General features: G+C 59.5%; 15 protein-coding genes. 5 read left to right on the forward strand and 10 right to left on the reverse strand.

All coding sequences use genetic code 11. The features are described 5' to 3' along the window. The first annotated feature begins 510 nt into the window (after nucleotides 1-510). Nucleotides 511-1,374 (forward strand): cellulose biosynthesis protein BcsQ, encoded by an 864-nt coding sequence (bcsQ, locus tag A7D21_RS00005; protein ID WP_256555894.1) that lies wholly within the window; start codon nucleotides 511-513, stop codon nucleotides 1,372-1,374. Between the two features lie 168 nt (nucleotides 1,375-1,542). After that, on the forward strand, nucleotides 1,543-2,448 hold the full coding sequence (gene bcsQ, locus A7D21_RS00010; protein WP_069550798.1) for a cellulose biosynthesis protein BcsQ: 906 nt from the start codon (nucleotides 1,543-1,545) through the stop codon (nucleotides 2,446-2,448). Between the two features lie 240 nt (nucleotides 2,449-2,688). Here the strand turns inward: bcsQ (A7D21_RS00010) and A7D21_RS00015 are convergent, their stop codons facing one another. From A7D21_RS00015 to A7D21_RS00035, 5 genes are all read right to left on the reverse strand, one after another. After that, nucleotides 2,689-3,876, reverse strand: coding sequence for a methyltransferase (locus tag A7D21_RS00015; RefSeq protein ID WP_069550799.1), 1,188 nt, complete (start codon nucleotides 3,874-3,876; stop codon nucleotides 2,689-2,691). Beyond that, on the reverse strand, nucleotides 3,857-4,546 hold the full coding sequence (locus A7D21_RS00020; RefSeq protein ID WP_053253900.1) for an ABC transporter permease: 690 nt from the start codon (nucleotides 4,544-4,546) through the stop codon (nucleotides 3,857-3,859). Before A7D21_RS00020 ends, A7D21_RS00015 begins: the two co-directional genes overlap by 20 nt. Nucleotides 4,547-4,584: 38 nt before the next feature. Further along, nucleotides 4,585-5,280 (reverse strand): ABC transporter permease, encoded by a 696-nt coding sequence (locus A7D21_RS00025; RefSeq protein WP_069550800.1) that lies wholly within the window; start codon nucleotides 5,278-5,280, stop codon nucleotides 4,585-4,587. Nucleotides 5,281-5,354: 74 nt separating this feature from the next. Continuing rightward, nucleotides 5,355-6,107, reverse strand: a complete 753-nt coding sequence (locus A7D21_RS00030; RefSeq protein WP_069550801.1) for an ABC transporter substrate-binding protein — start codon at nucleotides 6,105-6,107, stop codon at nucleotides 5,355-5,357. A 13-nt stretch (nucleotides 6,108-6,120) separates the two neighbouring features. Beyond that, complete coding sequence (locus tag A7D21_RS00035; RefSeq protein ID WP_053253869.1) at nucleotides 6,121-6,894, reverse strand: ABC transporter ATP-binding protein; 774 nt, start codon at nucleotides 6,892-6,894, stop codon at nucleotides 6,121-6,123. Between the two features lie 555 nt (nucleotides 6,895-7,449). Here A7D21_RS00035 and gabP point away from each other — a divergent pair. Next, entirely contained in the window at nucleotides 7,450-8,841 is a 1,392-nt protein-coding gene (gene gabP, locus A7D21_RS00040) for a GABA permease (RefSeq protein WP_053253870.1), read from the forward strand. Between the two features lie 77 nt (nucleotides 8,842-8,918). Here gabP and A7D21_RS00045 read toward each other — a convergent pair whose 3' ends face one another. Together A7D21_RS00045 and A7D21_RS00050 are read right to left on the reverse strand one after the other, a co-directional pair. Next, a complete protein-coding gene (locus A7D21_RS00045; protein WP_069550802.1) occupies nucleotides 8,919-9,338 on the reverse strand; it encodes a hypothetical protein in 420 nt (139 codons plus the stop codon). Nucleotides 9,339-9,410: 72 nt separating this feature from the next. Further along, nucleotides 9,411-10,319 (reverse strand): alpha/beta fold hydrolase, encoded by a 909-nt coding sequence (locus tag A7D21_RS00050; RefSeq protein WP_069550803.1) that lies wholly within the window; start codon nucleotides 10,317-10,319, stop codon nucleotides 9,411-9,413. 163 nt (nucleotides 10,320-10,482) lie between these two features. Here A7D21_RS00050 and A7D21_RS00055 point away from each other — a divergent pair, with 163 nt between their 5' ends. Beyond that, complete coding sequence (locus A7D21_RS00055) at nucleotides 10,483-11,448, forward strand: arsenic resistance protein (RefSeq protein WP_069550804.1); 966 nt, start codon at nucleotides 10,483-10,485, stop codon at nucleotides 11,446-11,448. A gap of 88 nt (nucleotides 11,449-11,536) precedes the next feature. Further along, complete coding sequence (locus A7D21_RS00060; RefSeq protein ID WP_069550805.1) at nucleotides 11,537-13,144, forward strand: glycosyltransferase family 39 protein; 1,608 nt, start codon at nucleotides 11,537-11,539, stop codon at nucleotides 13,142-13,144. 20 nt (nucleotides 13,145-13,164) lie between these two features. Here A7D21_RS00060 and A7D21_RS00065 read toward each other — a convergent pair whose 3' ends face one another. From A7D21_RS00065 to A7D21_RS00070, 3 genes are all read right to left on the reverse strand, one after another. Next, the gene (locus A7D21_RS00065; RefSeq protein ID WP_069550806.1) at nucleotides 13,165-13,839 is read right to left on the reverse strand and encodes a hypothetical protein; all 675 of its coding nucleotides are present in this window, start codon (nucleotides 13,837-13,839) and stop codon (nucleotides 13,165-13,167) included. 710 nt (nucleotides 13,840-14,549) lie between these two features. Then, nucleotides 14,550-14,828, reverse strand: a complete 279-nt coding sequence (locus A7D21_RS35080) for a hypothetical protein (protein ID WP_141718192.1) — start codon at nucleotides 14,826-14,828, stop codon at nucleotides 14,550-14,552. Between the two features lie 306 nt (nucleotides 14,829-15,134). Further along, nucleotides 15,135-15,335 (reverse strand): hypothetical protein, encoded by a 201-nt coding sequence (locus A7D21_RS00070; protein ID WP_069550807.1) that lies wholly within the window; start codon nucleotides 15,333-15,335, stop codon nucleotides 15,135-15,137. Between the last annotated feature and the right edge of the window lie 1,427 nt (nucleotides 15,336-16,762).

Raw genomic sequence — 16,762 nt, forward strand, 5'->3', positions numbered from 1 at the left:
TCAGTTGCTCTACCAACTGAGCTATACCGGCGTGTTAGGGCGACGATTATAGCGATTGATAAGCTTCTGTAAACCCCTGAATTCTGACTATTTTTGCAGAAGTGAAGGTTTTTTTGCGATCACCGCTTTTTCGTCGCTTCAGGGCGTGCAAATCAGCTCAATTTTCGTCGCCGCAATCGTCGGTGAATTTCATCGGCTTCTGCACCTGCACTGGGGCCTTTGAGTCCAGATACGTCAGCCGCGCCTTCACCGCGCAGCAGCCCATGCGGGCGGCGCTATTGGTGTTGGGCGGTCAGGCTCCAGGAGAGCAGGCTGGCGGCGATGAAGGGTTGCCAGTGGTTTGTGGTGTGCCGCTCATCTGAAAGCGTTTCGTTACAAACACCCAGTACTGACAGCATCAGTTTGCTATCACACAATGCGCCCCACAATGAATCAGCGGTTTAACGCAGGGGTCAGTCAGTGGGGCGTGCAGATCACAGTCCAATACCAGGCACTGCGCTGGCTGAGTCTTTGCAGCGGTTGTTCGAACAATTGAACCAGGGCGCTGCGCAGGCTGTGTATCCGCCCGAGGTGGCTGAAGAGCGGCATGGCGAGGTGTATTCGGATGCTTCGGCGCCGAAGGTTGTGGTGGTGGTTTCTGCCACGGGCGGTGTGGGGCGCAGCACGTTGGCGGCGGCGCTTGCCAGTGGTTTGCAGCGTCAGGGGCATCCGGCGTTGGCGTTGGACCTGGATCCGCAAAACGCCTTGCGTTATCACTTGTGCCCAGGGTTTGATTTGCCGGGCCTTGGGGCTGTCAGCCTGCTCAACCAGACCTGGGCGGCTTTGCCCAAGCGGGGGTTTGCCGGGTGCCGTATGGTCGCTTTTGGCGAGGCTGACCCGGTGCAGCAACAAAGCCTGAAGCGCTGGCTGGGGCAGGACCTGGGGTTTCTGCGCAAGCGTTTGGCCGGGCTCGGGCTGAATGGGCAGGACACGGTGGTGATTGATGTCCCTGCGGGTAATACGGTGTACCTCAGCCAAGCGCTGTCGGTGGCGGATGCGGTGCTGGTGGTGGTGCAGCCGGACGCCGCTTCGTTCCACCGCTTGGCGAACATGGACGACGTGCTCGCGCCGTACCTCGCAGGCGAATCGCCACCCCAACGGTTTTACGTGATCAACCAAGTGGACGTTGGCCACGCGTTCAGCCAGGACATGGCCGGCGTGTTCAGGCTGCGCCTGGGCGATGCGGTGCTGGGCGCGGTGCGCCGCGATCGCGCATTCAGCGAGGCCCACGCCTACGGGCGCGACCCGCTCGACCCGTTGCTGAACACTGTCGGTTGCCAGGATATAAATGCGTTATGCCGTGCCTTAAAAGGGCGCATGCACCCAAGCCATTAATTTGACTATTTACCGCTCGTCTAGAAGTTGGTCAGTAAAAACATCAAAATAATGACACTCTTGTACGCCTGTCACAGAATGCCTCACTAAGACGCCAATAATAAGACCTGCGGTAAGTGCCTGCTTGCCGACCTTCACGTCTTGCAGCCGCGTCGTGAGGAGCTGGTTATGAGCCTTAGCGAAGAACTGCTGATGTTGTTCGGCAAGAACGTTACCCATGATGCCCAAGGCATTAATGCGCGCCTGCACTTTTTTGGCAGCGTGCCTGCAAATGAACCCAACCCTGCCCAAGCCCACTTGACTGATATCGCGGCGCTGCGCCCCAAAGTGGTGGCGTTGGTGTCGATGAATGGCGGCGTTGGTCGTAGCACCCTGGCCACGGCCTTGAGCAGTGGTTTACAGCGCCACGGCGAGTCGGTGGTGGCGCTGGATCTGGACCCGCAAAACGCCTTGCATCACCACTTCGGCGTCAGTGCCACATTGCCCGGCATCGGCCGCACCAGCCTGGAACATGGCAAATGGAGCCCGTTGCAGCAGGTTGGCTTTGCCGGTTGCCAGGTGATTACCTTTGGCGATGTCGACATGGAGCAGCAGGAAACCCTCGAGCGTTGGCTCAAGCACGAGCCCGGCTGGCTGGCGCAGCGGCTCACTTCGCTGGGCCTGAGCGAGCGGCAAACGGTGATTATCGATACGCCGGCCGGCAATAACGTCTACTTCCATCAAGCGCTGAACGTTGCCGATGTGGTGTTGGTGATTGCGCAGGCCGACGCCGCCTGCCTCGGTACGCTCGACCATTTCGATGTCCTGCTCGCGCCGCACCTTGCGGGTGAGCGCCCGCCCGTTGTGCATGTGGTGGTCAACCAGGTGGACGAGAGCAGTGCATTCAGCCTGGACATGCTTGAAGCCTTCAAGCACCGGTTGGGCAAAGCGCCGCTGGAGATTCATCGCGACGTGGCCATCAATGAAGCCTTGGCCTTTGCAACTGACCCGTTGGATACCGTGGCAAAAAGGTTGTTCACTGACGATCTGAATGAGCTTTGCCGGTTGTTGAAGGCCCCGAAAAAAACCGCCTAAAGCGCGGTTTATTCGCGTGGCGCCAAATGCTTATGCACAATCGGTTGGTTGTTGTAGCCAGGAAACCGCGATTTTGTGGCACCGTTCTCAATACGCTGCAACTGCCTGTTTTGTGTGCGTTTTATTTTGTGAACAAAAAATGACCAGGGTGGCTTTTGCTCTGTAGCGCTGATAGCTACAGCCTCTGGCAAGAATGTATCAACAGAGTTATCCACAGGGCACGTGTAGGAAAATTGCCCCCTAATCGCGCTCAGCCAGCACCATCAAATTGCGCGGGGTCAGAGTGGGTTCGCAGAAGCTGCCTATCTCGACGTTGTAGCCTTGGTCCGCCAGGAAAAGTGCCCGGTCCAGCACCAGCCACATTTCCAAAGGGCGCCGAAACAGCGCTCGTACCAACTCCAGGTTTCGCACGTGCGCCAAGCGGCGCCAGCCGTGCGCCTCAAGCGCCGCCCAAGCCTGTTCGCCTGTGGAAAACCCCTTGAGGCCCGCCAGCTCCCGGCAATAGTCGGCAAACGGTTTATCCAGCCAGTGGGCGGGCAGGGAGGGCGTGGGCAGGTATTCGTCACGCCCGCGTAACTGCCTCTGCAACAGATCAAAGCCCAGGCGCCGGGCCATGGAGGTGTCGCGTTGCTGGCGTACACGGTTGCCGGCGGTGACGGTTTCGCTCAGCGGCAGCCCCAGGTCATCAACCGACAGTTGCAGCCGCGACGCACGCCCAACCCTCGATAACGCTTGATAATGGTCAGCGCTGATGCGGTTGTAACAGCACGGCGCCAGCGCCAGTTGCTTGCAGCCTGCTGCACTGGCCAGTTGCAACAGGCGCACGTGCAGGTCGCCGCAGGCATGCAGGGCGACGGGCGTGTGGTCGGCGCGGATCGACACGTCCGCCATCACGTCTTGCAGGCGATGGGCCGCGGGCAGGCCGTGATGGTCGCTCAAGGCCTGGCCCGAGGCGATCAGGGCCGGGTCGTATTCGAGGCAGGTCAGCTGTTGGCCGGGTTGCAGCAGGCGGCGGCCGAGGTGGCCTTTGCCAGCGCACCAGTCCAGCCAGTGGGTGGGTGTTTCGGCGAAATTAAGCGCAGTACCGAAGGCTTCGATTTGCTGCCACTTGCGGCCCGGTACGTCGACATTCAGGCGATGGCGCGCGGGTGCAAGCGCGTGTGCCGGTAACCGGTCCACAGCACTGAGCTGCAATGCCTGCGCGGCCAACGGTGCAAACGGTGCGGGTGCCGGCAGGTCGTAGGGGTGGTTGTGACAGCGTTCGGCATCGGCCAACGAGCGCTGGCGCAGCCACTGGGCCAACTCGGGATGTTGGGTTTCCCAGGGCAGTTGCAGGTGCGTAAAGGGCCGTGGTCGCCACAGCCCTTGGTGCTCGATTAGAAACGCATCCAGCGCTTCGAAGCGTGCTTCAACGTCCCTGGCAAGCATCGACGCGCAGCCAGCGTTCGAGCAGTTTGAAGCCGCGCACCAGGATGTAGGCCATCAGCAGATAAAACAGCCCGGCGGCGAAGAAGATCTCCACCGGCAGGTAGGTGCGCGCAATGATGGTCCGCGCCATGCCGGTCAGTTCCAGCAAGGTCACGGTACTGGCCAGGGCACTGGCCTTGAGCATCAGGATCACTTCATTGCTGTACGCCGGCAGGCCGATGCGCGAGGCGCGCGGCAGGATGATGTAGAACAGCGTCTTCGGCCTGGACATGCCCAAGGCCCGCGCCGCTTCGATTTCACCCGGCGGAATGGCCTGGATCGCGCCGCGCAGAATCTCGGCGATGTAGGCGGCGGTGTGCAGGGTCATGGTGGCGGTGGCGCACCAGAACGGATCGCGCAGGTAGGGCCACATAAAGCTCTCACGCACGGCATCGAACTGCGCCAGGCCGTAGTAGACCAGGAACAGCTGCACCAGCAGCGGCGTGCCACGGAAGAAGAAAATATACGCGTAGGGCAGGGCGCTCACGTACCAGCGGCGCGAGGAGCGCGCGATACCGAGCGGGATCGCCAGCAGCAGGCCGGCGATGACGGCAATGGCCACCAGCTCCAGGGTCAGGGTCGCACCCTGGGCCAGTTTGGGCAGCCACTTGATGATCACCGCCCAGTTCAGGCCCAGGTCGAAGTGCGACAGCCAGCTGTAGTCACCGCTCATTGGGTGCTCCTTGCAAAGCCGCGGGCGGCACGTTTTTCCAGGAAGTGCATGCCGGTCATGGCCAGCACGGTCAGGCCCAGGTACATGAACGCCGCGACCATAAAGAAGGTGAACGGCTGCTTGGTCACGGTCACGCCGATCTGCGCATGGCGCATGATTTCTTCGAGGCCGATCACCGACACCAGCGCGGTGTCTTTCATCAAAATCATAAACAGGTTGCCCAGCCCCGGCAGGGCGATACGCCACATCTGCGGCATGATTAACCGGGTGAAGATCCGAAACTTCGACAAGCCCAACGCCACACCGGCTTCGCGGTGGCCTTTGGGAATGGCGAGGATCGCGCCACGAAACACTTCGGTGGCGTAGGCGCCAAAGCACAGCCCCAGGGCGATAACCCCGGCGGCGAAGGCACTGAGCGAAAGGTCGGGGTTACCGAAGAACTCGCCGAGGGCACGCATCAGGTTGACGGTGCCGAAGTAAATCAGCAGCGCCCACAGCAGCTCGGGAATGCCACGAACGATAGTCGAGTAAGCACCGCCCAGCCATTGCAACGGCTTGTAGGGGGATGTCTTGGCCAAGGCGCCGGCAAGGCCCAGCACCAGCCCCAGGCACAAGGCCGTGAGCGCCAGTTTGACGGTCATCAGCGCGCCGGCGGCGAGGGCCGGGCCGAATCCGTAGAGATCGAAATTCATGGTGTTTTCATATCGCGGCAGGCATTGCTAAAAGCCGGCGCGCTCAAGCGAGCGCGTCGGTCAGGCCGTTCAGATCATTCGATGCTGAACGGGAAGTACTTGTCGTTGATTTTCTTGTAGGTGCCGTCTGCCTTGATCTCTGCCAGGGCTTTGTTCAGGCGCTCGCGCAGTGGGTCGCCTTTACGTACGGCGATACCGATCTTGTCGCTTTCTACAACCGGGTCGCCTTTGAATTCATAGGCAGAACCGTCTTTGCTCTTGAGCCATTCGTACTGCACGTACTTGTCGGCGAGGATACCGTCGAGGCGGCCGGACGTCAGGTCGAGGTAGGCGTTTTCCTGGGTGTCGTAGAGCTTGGCCTCGGTGTCCGGCAGCTTGTCTTCCAGGTAAGTACCGGCCAACGTCGCGCGCTGGGCGCCGATGATCTTGCCCTTCAGGTAAGCCGCGTCGGGCTTGAAGTCCGCAGTGGCTTTAGGCGCGATGAATTGCAGCTTGTTGGAGTAGTACGGGTCGGTAAAGTCGACAGCCTGCTTGCGCTCATCGGTGATCGACAGCGAGGACACCAGGAAGTCGAACTTCTTGGCGTTCAGGGCCGGGATGATGCCGTCCCAGTCGGACACATACACTTCGCATTTCTCGACTTTCATCTTGGCGCACAGGGCGTCGCCGATGTCTTTGTCGAAGCCGACAACGTTGCCGCTGGCGTCTTTATTGTTGAAGGGCGGGTAGGCCGCCTCGATCCCCATTTTCAAGGTTTCTGCCATGGCCGTCGCGCTGAACGCCATCGAAACGGCCGCGGCCAGAAGGAATTTTTTATAGTTCTGCATGCATGTTGCTCCGTTAGCGGTTGCTGGACATGAATTGTTTGCAGCGCGCCGAAAGCGGGTTTTCAAACACCTGCTGTGGCGATCCTTGCTCTTCGACCAGGCCCTGGTGCAGGAACACCACTTCACTGGAAACCTGCCGGGCGAAGCCCATTTCATGGGTGACCAGCAGCATGGTGCGGCCCTCTTCGGCCAGCGCGCGGATCACATTAAGTACTTCCTGGACCATTTCCGGGTCAAGCGCCGATGTCGGCTCGTCGAACAGGATGACCTTGGGCTGCATCGCCAGGGTGCGCGCAATCGCCGCGCGTTGTTGCTGGCCACCGGACAGTTGCGCCGGGTAGGCGTGGCGTTTATCGCTGATGCCGACCTTGGCCAGCAGGGCTTCGGCCACTTCTATCGCTTCGGCCTTGCTCTGGCCGAGCACACGGCGGGGCGCCTCGATGATGTTGTCGAGGATGCTCATGTGCGGCCACAGGTTAAAGTTTTGAAACACAAAACCGATTTCGCTGCGCAGGCGGTTGATCTGTTTGCCGTCGGCGGCCATCAGCTCGCCGTTCTTTGCAGCCTTGAGCTTGAGCTCCTCACCGGCGACCAGGATCTGACCCTGGTGCGGGTTTTCCAGCAGGTTGATGCAGCGCAGGAATGTGGACTTGCCGGAACCGGAGGAACCCAGGATCGAGATCACGTCGCCGTCGCGAGCGGTCAGCGAGATACCTTTAAGTACCTCCAGCTCACCATAGCGTTTGTGCAAGTTGCGGATTTCAAGCGCGGGCGCGGCCTGGGCCATGTGCGGTCCTCATTGTGTTCAGTGCGTTCTTGCTGTTGGGCTGCCTTCCTGGCGAGGCGCCAAGCTAGCATAGCGTTCAGATGGCAGCCAACAGCGCTACGGACGGTTAACGGGTGGTGTGCGGCAGGGTGTCGCATCGGCACAGCAGTGTGTCGCGCCATCAACAACCTAACAGACGTTTGAACCCGATAAATCCACAGGCTTCGCGTAAAAAAGGGCGCGATGGTGCCAGCTTTGGCCGGGTGTTGGAAGGGTTAACCGGGCAAACGGTCCATATCGGCCCTGTATTGGAGCGTCACGTACTTTTCGTGTGTGTTTTTGGTGCGCGCAGGTGTCTTGAAAGTGAGTCGCACGGTAACGCTATAGCGGAATGCCATTGTTCTCAATGACTTGCGATGACTGATCAATTGTCCTACAGCCCGCGTCAATCGCGACCTTGTAACATTTTGGCGCAAATCTTGCGTAAAAAATAAAGAACGCCCCGTTGGTTTCTTTTCACGAGAAGGATCGCAGGTCGGGCGGACCGTTTTCGCAATTCCTCGCAAAGGTGTGTCAATGAGTAGTACGCAAAGCTCCAATGACCTCGAACAGGGGCTCAAACCGCGTCACGTCACCATGCTGTCGATTGCCGGCGTTATTGGTGCCGGTTTGTTTGTCGGCTCCGGCCACGCGATTGCTGCCGCCGGCCCTGCAGTGCTGCTGGCTTATGCGGCTGCCGGTACACTGGTGGTGTTGGTGATGCGCATGCTCGCCGAAATGGCGGTGGCTTCGCCGGACACCGGTTCATTCTCCACCTACGCTGACCGCGCGATCGGTCACTGGGCCGGTTTCACCATCGGCTGGTTGTACTGGTGGTTCTGGGTGTTGGTGATTCCGTTGGAAGCCAACGCGGCGGCGACCATCCTTCATGCCTGGTTCCCGAATGTGGCGATCTGGGCGTTTACCTTGATCATCACCTTGCTGCTGACAGCGACCAACCTGTTCAGCGTGAAAAACTATGGTGAGTTCGAGTTCTGGTTTGCACTGATCAAAGTCGTGGCAATCGTGGGCTTTGTGATTCTTGGTCTGGCTGCCATTTTCGGCTTCCTGCCGACCAGCCAGGTCAGCGGCGTTTCACACCTGTTTGATACGCAGGGCTTCATGCCCAACGGCATGGGCGCGGTGTTGGCAGCAATCCTGACCACCATGTTCTCCTTCATGGGCACCGAGATCGTCACCATCGCCGCAGCGGAATCGAAGAACCCGGGCCAGCAAATCACCAAGGCCACCAACTCGGTGATCTGGCGGATTGGTTTGTTTTACCTGCTGTCGATCTTCATCGTTGTGTCCCTGGTGCCATGGAACGACCCGACCCTGGCGGCCGTAGGTTCCTACCAGACCGTGCTGGAACGCATGGGCATTCCGAACGCCAAGTTGATCGTCGACCTGGTGGTGTTGGTTGCCGTGACCAGTTGCCTCAACTCGGCGCTGTACACCGCTTCGCGCATGTTGTTCTCCCTGGGCCGTCGCGGTGACGCACCGGCTGTGGCCAAGCGCACCAATAAGAGCGGCACGCCTTACTGGGCGGTGATGTTGTCGACTGGCGCGGCGTTCCTGGCGGTATTCGCCAACTACGTGGCCCCGGCGGCAGTGTTCGAATTCCTGCTGGCCAGTTCCGGCGCCATTGCGTTGCTGGTGTACCTGGTCATTGCGGTGTCGCAACTGCGCATGCGCCAGAAGCGCACGGCAGCGGGCGAGAAGATTGTCTTCAAGATGTGGCTGTTCCCTGGCCTGACCTACGCGGTGATGGTGTTCATCGTGGGTACGCTGACAATCATGCTGTTCCAGGAAGCGCACCGGGTCGAGATCATTGCGACCGGGATCCTGAGCTTGCTGGTGGTGTTGGCGGGGTTGTATGTGTCGAGCCGTCGCAAGGCGCAAAGGGCCGGTGCTGCAGTGCTCAATTGATGTGACGCGTGCTGCTTCTGCAGCACGCCATTCACCCTGTGGGAGCGGGCTTGCCCGCTCCCACTTTTGGTTTTGTATCAGTCTTGTGCGCCAATCAGCGCTTGGGACGCGGCAACATAATCGGCCTGGAATTGCGGCGACTCGACCCACGCCAGCGCCGCGGCTTCATCCTCGGTATCCGTCGCCCATTGCCGATACTCGATCAGCGCCGCCAGGATAAAGTCGGTCGCCTCTTCCTCACCTTCCTGCTCCAGCACCACCGCCAGCAACGGGTGCGCCAGGAACACCGCACACAGTGCCTGCTGGCTGGTCTCGCCTGCGGTGCGCATTTCGACAAACAACTCGGTTAAATCCACGGACTCAAGGTCAATGCGGCTGTCGTCGCCTGCGAACGCATCCGGCTTGGTCGCAACGGCGCGCTGGGTACGGTTTTGCTTGGCCTTGGCCTTGGCCTTGGCCCGGTGGGCACGTTTTTGCTGCTTGTTCGGCGAGGCCATGGGCTCAACGTCCTTGGGGTCTGGATCTGGGTGGCGTATTGAAGCGCAGGTTGGGGCAAATCCCAAGGGTTTCTAGACGCGCTGGCCGGGTGTGCCTTGCGCCAGTGCGCCGTGTTGCAGCCACTTCAGCGCAATTGGCCACAGCCGGTCCTGATAATCGCTGCGGAAGAAGGCGAAATGCCCGACGGCGGTTTCGCCAATGTCTTGCGGAGCAATCCGCAGATGAGTGCGCTCGCTGCTATCGAAATAGCTCAGCAACCGCTCGATGGCCGCTACCGTGCCAAAGGGGTCATCGGTGATGCTGATGGCCAGCAGTTGCGCGTTCACGCGGCTGAAGGGCAACTCACCCAAGGTGCGCCCGCTGGGTCGCGTCTCGTACCTGGGCGTGGGCATGCCCCAGTCGCGCACCACACCGGCCGGCGTATCTTCCAGCCAGCCCAGGCGTTTGCCGGGGAAATACCCGCACAGCGCCGTCACCAACGGCATCAGCACATGCCATTTGCCGACCATGCGCCAACGTCCGTTCGCTGCGTAATCGCGCCAATACGCAAACTGCGCGCCGACCGTCACGATTCGCCGAATCACCGCGCCAGAGGCGCCCAACCCCGCCGCGCAGCCACCAAAACTGTGGCCGACCACATCAATCGGCTGCCCGGCAAACTCCCGTTTTGCGCGCTGCAACATCGCTTCGAAATCCAGCACGCCCCAATCCGACCACGACGCCTTGAACCCGCGCAACGAGCCCTGGCGGGATTCGCCGATGCCACGGTAGTCGTAAGTGATGACGTCGAAGCCGTTGGCGAACAGGTAGTCGGCGAAGCGTGAATAGTGGCGGCAACGTACCGAGGTGGCGGCGTTGATGATGACGACCGGGCGTGTCAGGTCGGTTCTGATATGGCGCCAGGTGAAGCCGCTGACAGGGTAGCCATCGGCAGCCGGCTCGCGAAAAGCTTCTGGGGCAGGTCGGGTGGGCAGGTTCATGGGTCGGCTCGATCCTTACGCTTTGGGCCTGGGAGCCGCGCGCTTTTATAAGCATCCGAAACTAACAAATTTAGCCCGCCATGCGCGCAGGAAATTTTCGAGGCTCGACCTGAGCGCCCGCGGTGCTTAGGCTGGCGGTCTATTGAGCAGCCAGAGTCAGCCCATGACCCGCGACACCCTTGAGCACAACCAGATCCCTGTGTACTTTGCCGCCGTCTTGCTGGCGGCGGCATTCGGTGTGCTTGCGCCTTCGTCGGCCCAGGGCCTTGGCGTGCTGGTCACGCCCGCCATCGCCGTGCTGATGTACGCCATGTTCCTGCAAATTCCATTTCTGGATCTGCGCCAGGGCCTGGGCAACAAGCGTTTCATCTCGGCTTTGCTGTTGGCCAATTTCATCCTGGTGCCGTTGCTGGTGTGGGCGTTGACCCGTGGTCTGGTAGAGCGCCCGGCCTTGCTGGTGGGCGCCTTACTGGTGTTGCTGACGCCATGTATCGACTACGTGGTGGTGTTTACCCATATCGGCAAAGGCGACTCGCGGGGGATGTTGGCGGCGACGCCCGTGCTGTTGTTGCTGCAGTTAGCGTTGTTGCCGGTGTACCTGAGTTTCATGCTGGGCGCGCAGTCCGCCGTGGTGGTAGCGGCCGGGCCGTTTGTCGAGGCGTTCCTGTGGTTGATCGTGCTGCCGATGGTCCTGGCGGTGCTGACGACTTCTCTGGCACGGCGCTCAAGGGTCATCAACCTGTGGAACAGTGCCTGGGCCTGGTTGCCGGTGCCGGCGATGGCGCTGGTGCTGTTTGTGGTCATCGGCTCGCAGATCACCTCGGTGGTGCGGGATATCGCGTCGTTGTTGCCGGTGATTCCGGTCTACGTCGGCTTCCTGTTACTGGCGCCATTGATGGGCGCGTTGGCTGCACGGCTGTTCGCCTTGCCGGCCGTCACTGCGCGGGCGGTCACGTTCAGTGCGTCGACCCGCAACTCTCTGGTGGTATTGCCGCTGGCGCTGGCCTTGCCCGAAGACGTGCGCGGGCTGGCTGCGACGGCGGTGATTCTGCAAACCCTGATTGAGCTGATGGGCGAGCTGCTCTACATCCGGTTGATTCCCGCGCTGGTCGGGCGCGCCGGTCGCTAGATCCATAAATATTCGGGTTTGTTCAGCCGCTATTCAGGGGCAGAGTCGGCACCATGGAGAGGGCGCACCCTACCTGAAAGGACATTCAATGGATCACCGCAGTCGTTATCGCCTGGAGTCCCTGGGCATTTTTCTGATCGCTTTATTACTGTTTACGTTGGGTGTCTGGGACGAACAACCCCAAGGATTTGACGGGCGCTGGGCGTTGTTCATGCAGGAGATGTTTCGCCACGGCGCGAGCCTTTTCCCCACCACTTACGGGCAGCCGTATCCCGACTACCCGGGCACCGCCACCTTCTTCAGTTTCGTATTTGCGCGCCTGTTCGGTGCGCCGAACCATCTCGCGAATGTCCTGCCGACAGCACTTGCTTCGGCGGGCGTGATCGCCCTGATCTATCGCCTGCTGGCGCCGTCCAGCCGGCCCTGGGCGTTGCTGACGGTGTTGCTCACGTTACTCACCACCCAGCTGCTCGATAAGTCACGTTCGGTGTGCCTGGACCTGATGGTCGCGCTGTTATGCGTGGGCAGTTTCTACCTGCTGCACAGTGGCGAGCGCCTGGGGTCGCGCGTCAGGCAGCTGGCCGTATTCCCGTTGTTTGTGTTGGCGTTTGCGATTCGCGGGCCATTGGGGCTGATCGAGGTCTGCGGTGTGGTGTGCGTGTACTGGGCGCTGGGCCGGCCGGGGGAGCGGGTCAAGCAGGTGCTGATCCACGGCGTTGTGGGCTTGGCGCTGCTCGTGGCCTGCTGGTGGGTGTTGATGAAGCTGGCGCGGTTCAGCGGTGGCGATGCGTTTGCCGATGACGTGTTCAGGATGCAGGTCAGCGGGCGGCTCGATGAGAGTGGCGAGCCGTTCTACTTCTACTTCAAGCTGAGTTTGTACCGGTACTTCCCGGTGGTGCCGCTGGCGCTGGCGACCTTGATTGCGCTGCGCAATCGCTGGTCTGAGCGATGGGTCAATGACGACGTGCAGTTGGTGGTGCGGCTGGGGGCGTGTGGCTTGATGATTTTGCTCGGGCTGTCGGTGCCGCACTTCAAACGCGCTTACTACATTCTGCCGATGGTGCCGATGTTTGCCGCTGTCGCCGCCTATGGGCTGCTCCAGGCGCAAAGCTGGCTGGTCGGCGTGCGCCGCTGCTACGAAGTGCTTGTCGCGGCGCTACCGGCGTTGTGCGTGGTTGTCCTGTTGGTGTGTCGGTCCAGTTGGCAAAAACACGGCTACTGGCCTGATGTTTCGTTGCCGCTGTTGATCGGCGCGTGGGTGATTCTGCAAGTGGCGGCGTTGATTGCCTGGCGTCGGGCAGTGCGCCTGGTGTGGCTCAGCCTGATTGCACTGGTGGCGCAGTGGTTACTGTTGGTGGTGGTGATAGAGCCGTCCAAGGACCTGCAGTTCGACACGCATAATTTCGTCAGCCAAGTGGAGACGCTGCGTGCGTCGCAGCCAGGGCCGCTGGTATTTGTCGACCTCGGCCGCGACACCTGGGCGATACGCTACATGATGAACCTTACGCACGATGAGCAGCCGCTGTTCGTGGCAGGGAACGAGCCTGAGAAGCTGCTCACCTTGCCCCGGCCATCCTGGGTGATCGTGCCGCGCAAAGAGGCCGCGCTGCTCAAGGGCACACCGATGCAGCAGCAGGCGCCAGACTTCGAAGGGCGCTTGAACGACAACCCGCTGATGGTGTTTTTACTTAAGTAAGGCCGGCGATCCAGGACGGGCTATTTGCACTGGTAGCCCTCGGGCATCGTAACCGTGTAGTTGCGGTGCACGCGGTCCTGGAAATTCAGGTTCTGCAGGCCTTGCTCCACCAGGAAGGTTTCAATCTTGGCGGCCTGGCAGTCTTCGTTGTAGGACATCGCCCGGAGCAGGTACACCGCGCGCTTGCTGACTTCATCCCGCGCAGTGGCGGTGAAGGTGGTGAGCGTGGTGTAGCCGGTTCGCTCGGAAGTGCCCACCGGGCCATAGGTGGTGTTTGGCTTGCTGGTGCAGGTCAACTGGTCGTCTTTTTTCTTGTTTTTCTTGCACTGGGTGGTCGTGCTGGTGGGCACCTGGCCGTAGTCGGTGGCGGTGTAGCGGTAAGTGACCTGCCGGCTGTCGACATCAAGGGTGACGGTCATTTTGATCGGTGCATGGTGCTTGGGGAGGGTCGTGTCGGTAAACACTTCCCGAAAGCCCTGGTCCTTCATGGCATTGACCATGTCCCGCAGGTAGTAGCGGGCATTCAGCGTGCTTTGCGCACTGCCGCCCACGGACGTCGTCACCAGTACCGTGGCCTGTCGATCAAAGTGATAGTCCGGATCCGGTGTCGCGTCGATCGAGACGTCCATTTGCGTGGCGCATCCACTGAGCAGCGCCGTCAGCAGCAACAGCGCGCAGAACAAGTAACGGGTCATCAAATAACTACCTTGCAACAGAAAATTCAGTAACAGCTAAACGAATCAGCCTTGCGATAAATAACCCCGGGCGGGGACAGGGATGAGCGTCGCCCGGCAACCACCAAATCGCAGGCAATAAAAAACCCCAAGGAATCATCTTCGCTTGGGGTTTTTCGGTATTAGTGGTGCCAGAGACGGAATCGAACCGTAGCCTACAGGCAGCGTATTTACTGGGATGTTATGGTTTTGTTTTTTGTTGATGCCCCCAAAAATGCCCCCAAAACGAAAAGTACCCCCTCTCATCGGCCCGATTTGGACTATTGATGTGCCGCAATAGTTTGCGCGGCTGGCTTATGATCTGGCGCTTGTGAGTGGGCCGGTGGCCGGGTCAGGTTTTCGCTATTGAGTTCTTTAGGCGCCACCTGGCCCGTTCGGTCAGCCAGCATCAAAGCCAGAACCAGAACGACAACCCCCAATATCACGGAGAATGACCCGCGCCAGAACGCTAGGCGTTGGCGGTGCTGGTGTGCGTTCACTTGGTTGCTCCCGTTCTGCGCGCCGGCTGAAAGCGCTCATATCCAATGTAGTCACTTCTGCTGACTGCAATAGCCAGCCCGTAAAGATTTACAGGCTAATCGTCGGCACACAATTGCAGAGGCGGGCGAATCCGAACCACTCCTAGGTATTTCCACCGCCCTTTTAGTCTGTAGCGTGCCCACGGTGAAGCTCTAACAATGAGGGCGAGAAATTGATTGATGCCATCTCACTTCGGTGATGCCAAGTCCCTCTGCAAACTCAACAATAGCCAAATAGCTGCTCTCCCAATGCGGCATTGCTTCTTGTAGAACAGCTCCTGAATCCAACAGTGCGTAGCAAACGGCGACGTTCGGAGAGAGATAATCTGCCGGATGCTCAAGCACCCTTCTTTGGCCTTTGAAGCTGTAGCAAATGGTAAAGCCCATGATGCGTCCTCGATGAAAATGAAGGCAATTGGCTATCGTTTTCATCGAGGATAGTCCCTGTACAGCAATTGCAAAGGGCAGAACGGCACCGTTTATCGGTACGCCTTCAAGCCCGGTTCAGGATGGCTCAAACTTAGCCGCTCCGGTAATTACGGGATTCCACGGCAATTAGCCTGATCTCCCATTTCGGTATGGCAGGTGCTACGACACTGGGCGGCCTTGTGTGGCGATCTGGGGTTGTCCGATTTCAAACAGGAGAACTACCCGGATTTTGGGTAGTTTATCCGCGACACAATCCGCGCATAACGAAAACGTGTCGCGGGCTAGATAGCGGGTACTTTTTCCTGCTATCTACAGACGCATTTCCCTGATGATCCGTCGCGGCTCCGAACCCTGCAAAAGCGCACGCCTGGCGTCCTTTGTTAGCTGGTCGAGCGCCTGGCTCTCGAATGCTTCGGCCATGGCGGCGGCTTTCCTGACAATCAATAGCGCCAGCTCGGGTGGAAACACCACCTTGTCGGCGGGTAGGTAGTCGCAGTCGATAACGGACATGGCTTTAACCTCTGGCGTGCGATACCGGAAAATCTGGTATCGAGGGGTGTTTGTTATCCGAAAAACGGACTTCAAGGGTCGCTCGATTATCTGATAACTACCGTGATCCCGGTAGTTTGTTGGCGAATCGGCTAGACAGCTTTTTATTATCCTGGAGAGGGTGCAAATTTATTGCACCCCCTTGATGTTTTTTTGGACGGGCCGCACTTGTTGTCGAGTCGATAAGTAAGCGCCAGCCCTTACAGATAAGGGCGTCCAGCCAGGCGCTGGCGCGTGGCGATCTGGCAATCCGTCAAGTGCCTGTCAAGAATTTCGCCCCGCCTAGGCCATTTTGGACGTGGATGTGCTGGCCGGACGATAGCCAACCGCCTGCTTCCCAGGTATGCCGCTGGCTCCCCGCCATTGCGCTCGGTGGCGCTGGCGCCGATCCGTCCAAAGCTGTCCAAAATCCGTCAGGGGTCTGTCAGGGGTATGAGACGGCCAGAGCCTCGACTTTGAGGGCCTCCCGCATAGGCCGGGCCTCAGACGCCCACCCTGCGGCAATTCCGTATCATGCCTGTCTCACACTCCGTCAAAGCGTGGTCAAAGTGGCAGGCGCTCGGCACCGTGTTGATTCCTACACAGTGTGTCGCTTTCGACACGGTGGAACCTGAGAAAACCTGAGATTCAAACCGCCAGTGGCGGGTCATTCATGGGGTGTTTTCGCAACGGGGTCATTCGACCTCGATTTGACGTGTTTTTGCCTCATTCATGGGGTTGGTTTTGGCAGAACTGGTTTCATCCATAGGGTTGTTTTCGCAGAACGATTCATTCAGCGTCGTTTGCGTGTCATTCGGCCTCATTCATGGGGTTAATTTCGCAAACAAGCGATGGCCCTTTTTAAGGCGCGTCAAATGCGTCATTCATGGGGTTGTTTCGCAAACCGGCGTTCGACCAGTGATAAACACTGCCATACCTTGGAAACCAGAGTGGAAACATCGAGTTTGGCAACCGTGAAAAGTGGTAACTACTGGTGGTAACTGCTCCGGTAACTACCTGTCAGGTTCGCGCCAGCACTGCGAACCAAAGGTGCGAACCTCGGTGCGAACAACCAGCGCGAAATTGCGCCCGATACGCACGCCAGAATGCGTACCGATGGTGCCAACCAATGCCGGACAATTCTGTCTGAGGGACAGTTTCGCGCACTCCAGGATGCGTGAAACGTGTGCGTGAAACACTGCGCGAAAACATGCCGGTAGGTACTTGACGCGGCTCATTCATGGGGTTGTGTTTCCCCAAACCCTGTTTGATGGTTTTGTGACCAGATGGAAGTGGTCACTGATGGTGGTCACTCGGGAACCTTGCGCGAAACAGTGCGTTTCCCTGTTACACGCTCTGTTACAGCTCGCCCTGTTACATTTCCCGGCATTCGCTTCTCGCTTTCCGTG

Origin of the sequence: Pseudomonas sp. AP19 (assembly GCF_001728855.1) — a bacterium.
Classification (GTDB): Bacteria; Pseudomonadota; Gammaproteobacteria; order Pseudomonadales; family Pseudomonadaceae; genus Aquipseudomonas; species Aquipseudomonas fluorescens.

Excerpts from the sequence above, each read along its gene's own strand:
- A7D21_RS00045 (WP_069550802.1), bottom strand. The coding sequence starts at position 9,338 with ATGGCCTCGCCGAACAAGCAGCAAAAACGTGCCCACCGGGCCAAGGCC.
- A7D21_RS00050 (WP_069550803.1), bottom strand. The coding sequence starts at position 10,319 with ATGAACCTGCCCACCCGACCTGCCCCAGAAGCTTTTCGCGAGCCGGCT.
- bcsQ (WP_069550798.1), top strand. The coding sequence starts at position 1,543 with ATGAGCCTTAGCGAAGAACTGCTGATGTTGTTCGGCAAGAACGTTACC.
- A7D21_RS00035 (WP_053253869.1), bottom strand. The coding sequence starts at position 6,894 with ATGGCCCAGGCCGCGCCCGCGCTTGAAATCCGCAACTTGCACAAACGC.
- A7D21_RS35080 (WP_141718192.1), bottom strand. The coding sequence starts at position 14,828 with ATGAAAACGATAGCCAATTGCCTTCATTTTCATCGAGGACGCATCATG.
- A7D21_RS00015 (WP_069550799.1), bottom strand. The coding sequence starts at position 3,876 with ATGCTTGCCAGGGACGTTGAAGCACGCTTCGAAGCGCTGGATGCGTTT.
- gabP (WP_053253870.1), top strand. The coding sequence starts at position 7,450 with ATGAGTAGTACGCAAAGCTCCAATGACCTCGAACAGGGGCTCAAACCG.
- A7D21_RS00030 (WP_069550801.1), bottom strand. The coding sequence starts at position 6,107 with ATGCAGAACTATAAAAAATTCCTTCTGGCCGCGGCCGTTTCGATGGCG.
- A7D21_RS00055 (WP_069550804.1), top strand. The coding sequence starts at position 10,483 with ATGACCCGCGACACCCTTGAGCACAACCAGATCCCTGTGTACTTTGCC.
- A7D21_RS00070 (WP_069550807.1), bottom strand. The coding sequence starts at position 15,335 with ATGTCCGTTATCGACTGCGACTACCTACCCGCCGACAAGGTGGTGTTT.
- A7D21_RS00065 (WP_069550806.1), bottom strand. The coding sequence starts at position 13,839 with ATGACCCGTTACTTGTTCTGCGCGCTGTTGCTGCTGACGGCGCTGCTC.
- A7D21_RS00060 (WP_069550805.1), top strand. The coding sequence starts at position 11,537 with ATGGATCACCGCAGTCGTTATCGCCTGGAGTCCCTGGGCATTTTTCTG.
- A7D21_RS00025 (WP_069550800.1), bottom strand. The coding sequence starts at position 5,280 with ATGAATTTCGATCTCTACGGATTCGGCCCGGCCCTCGCCGCCGGCGCG.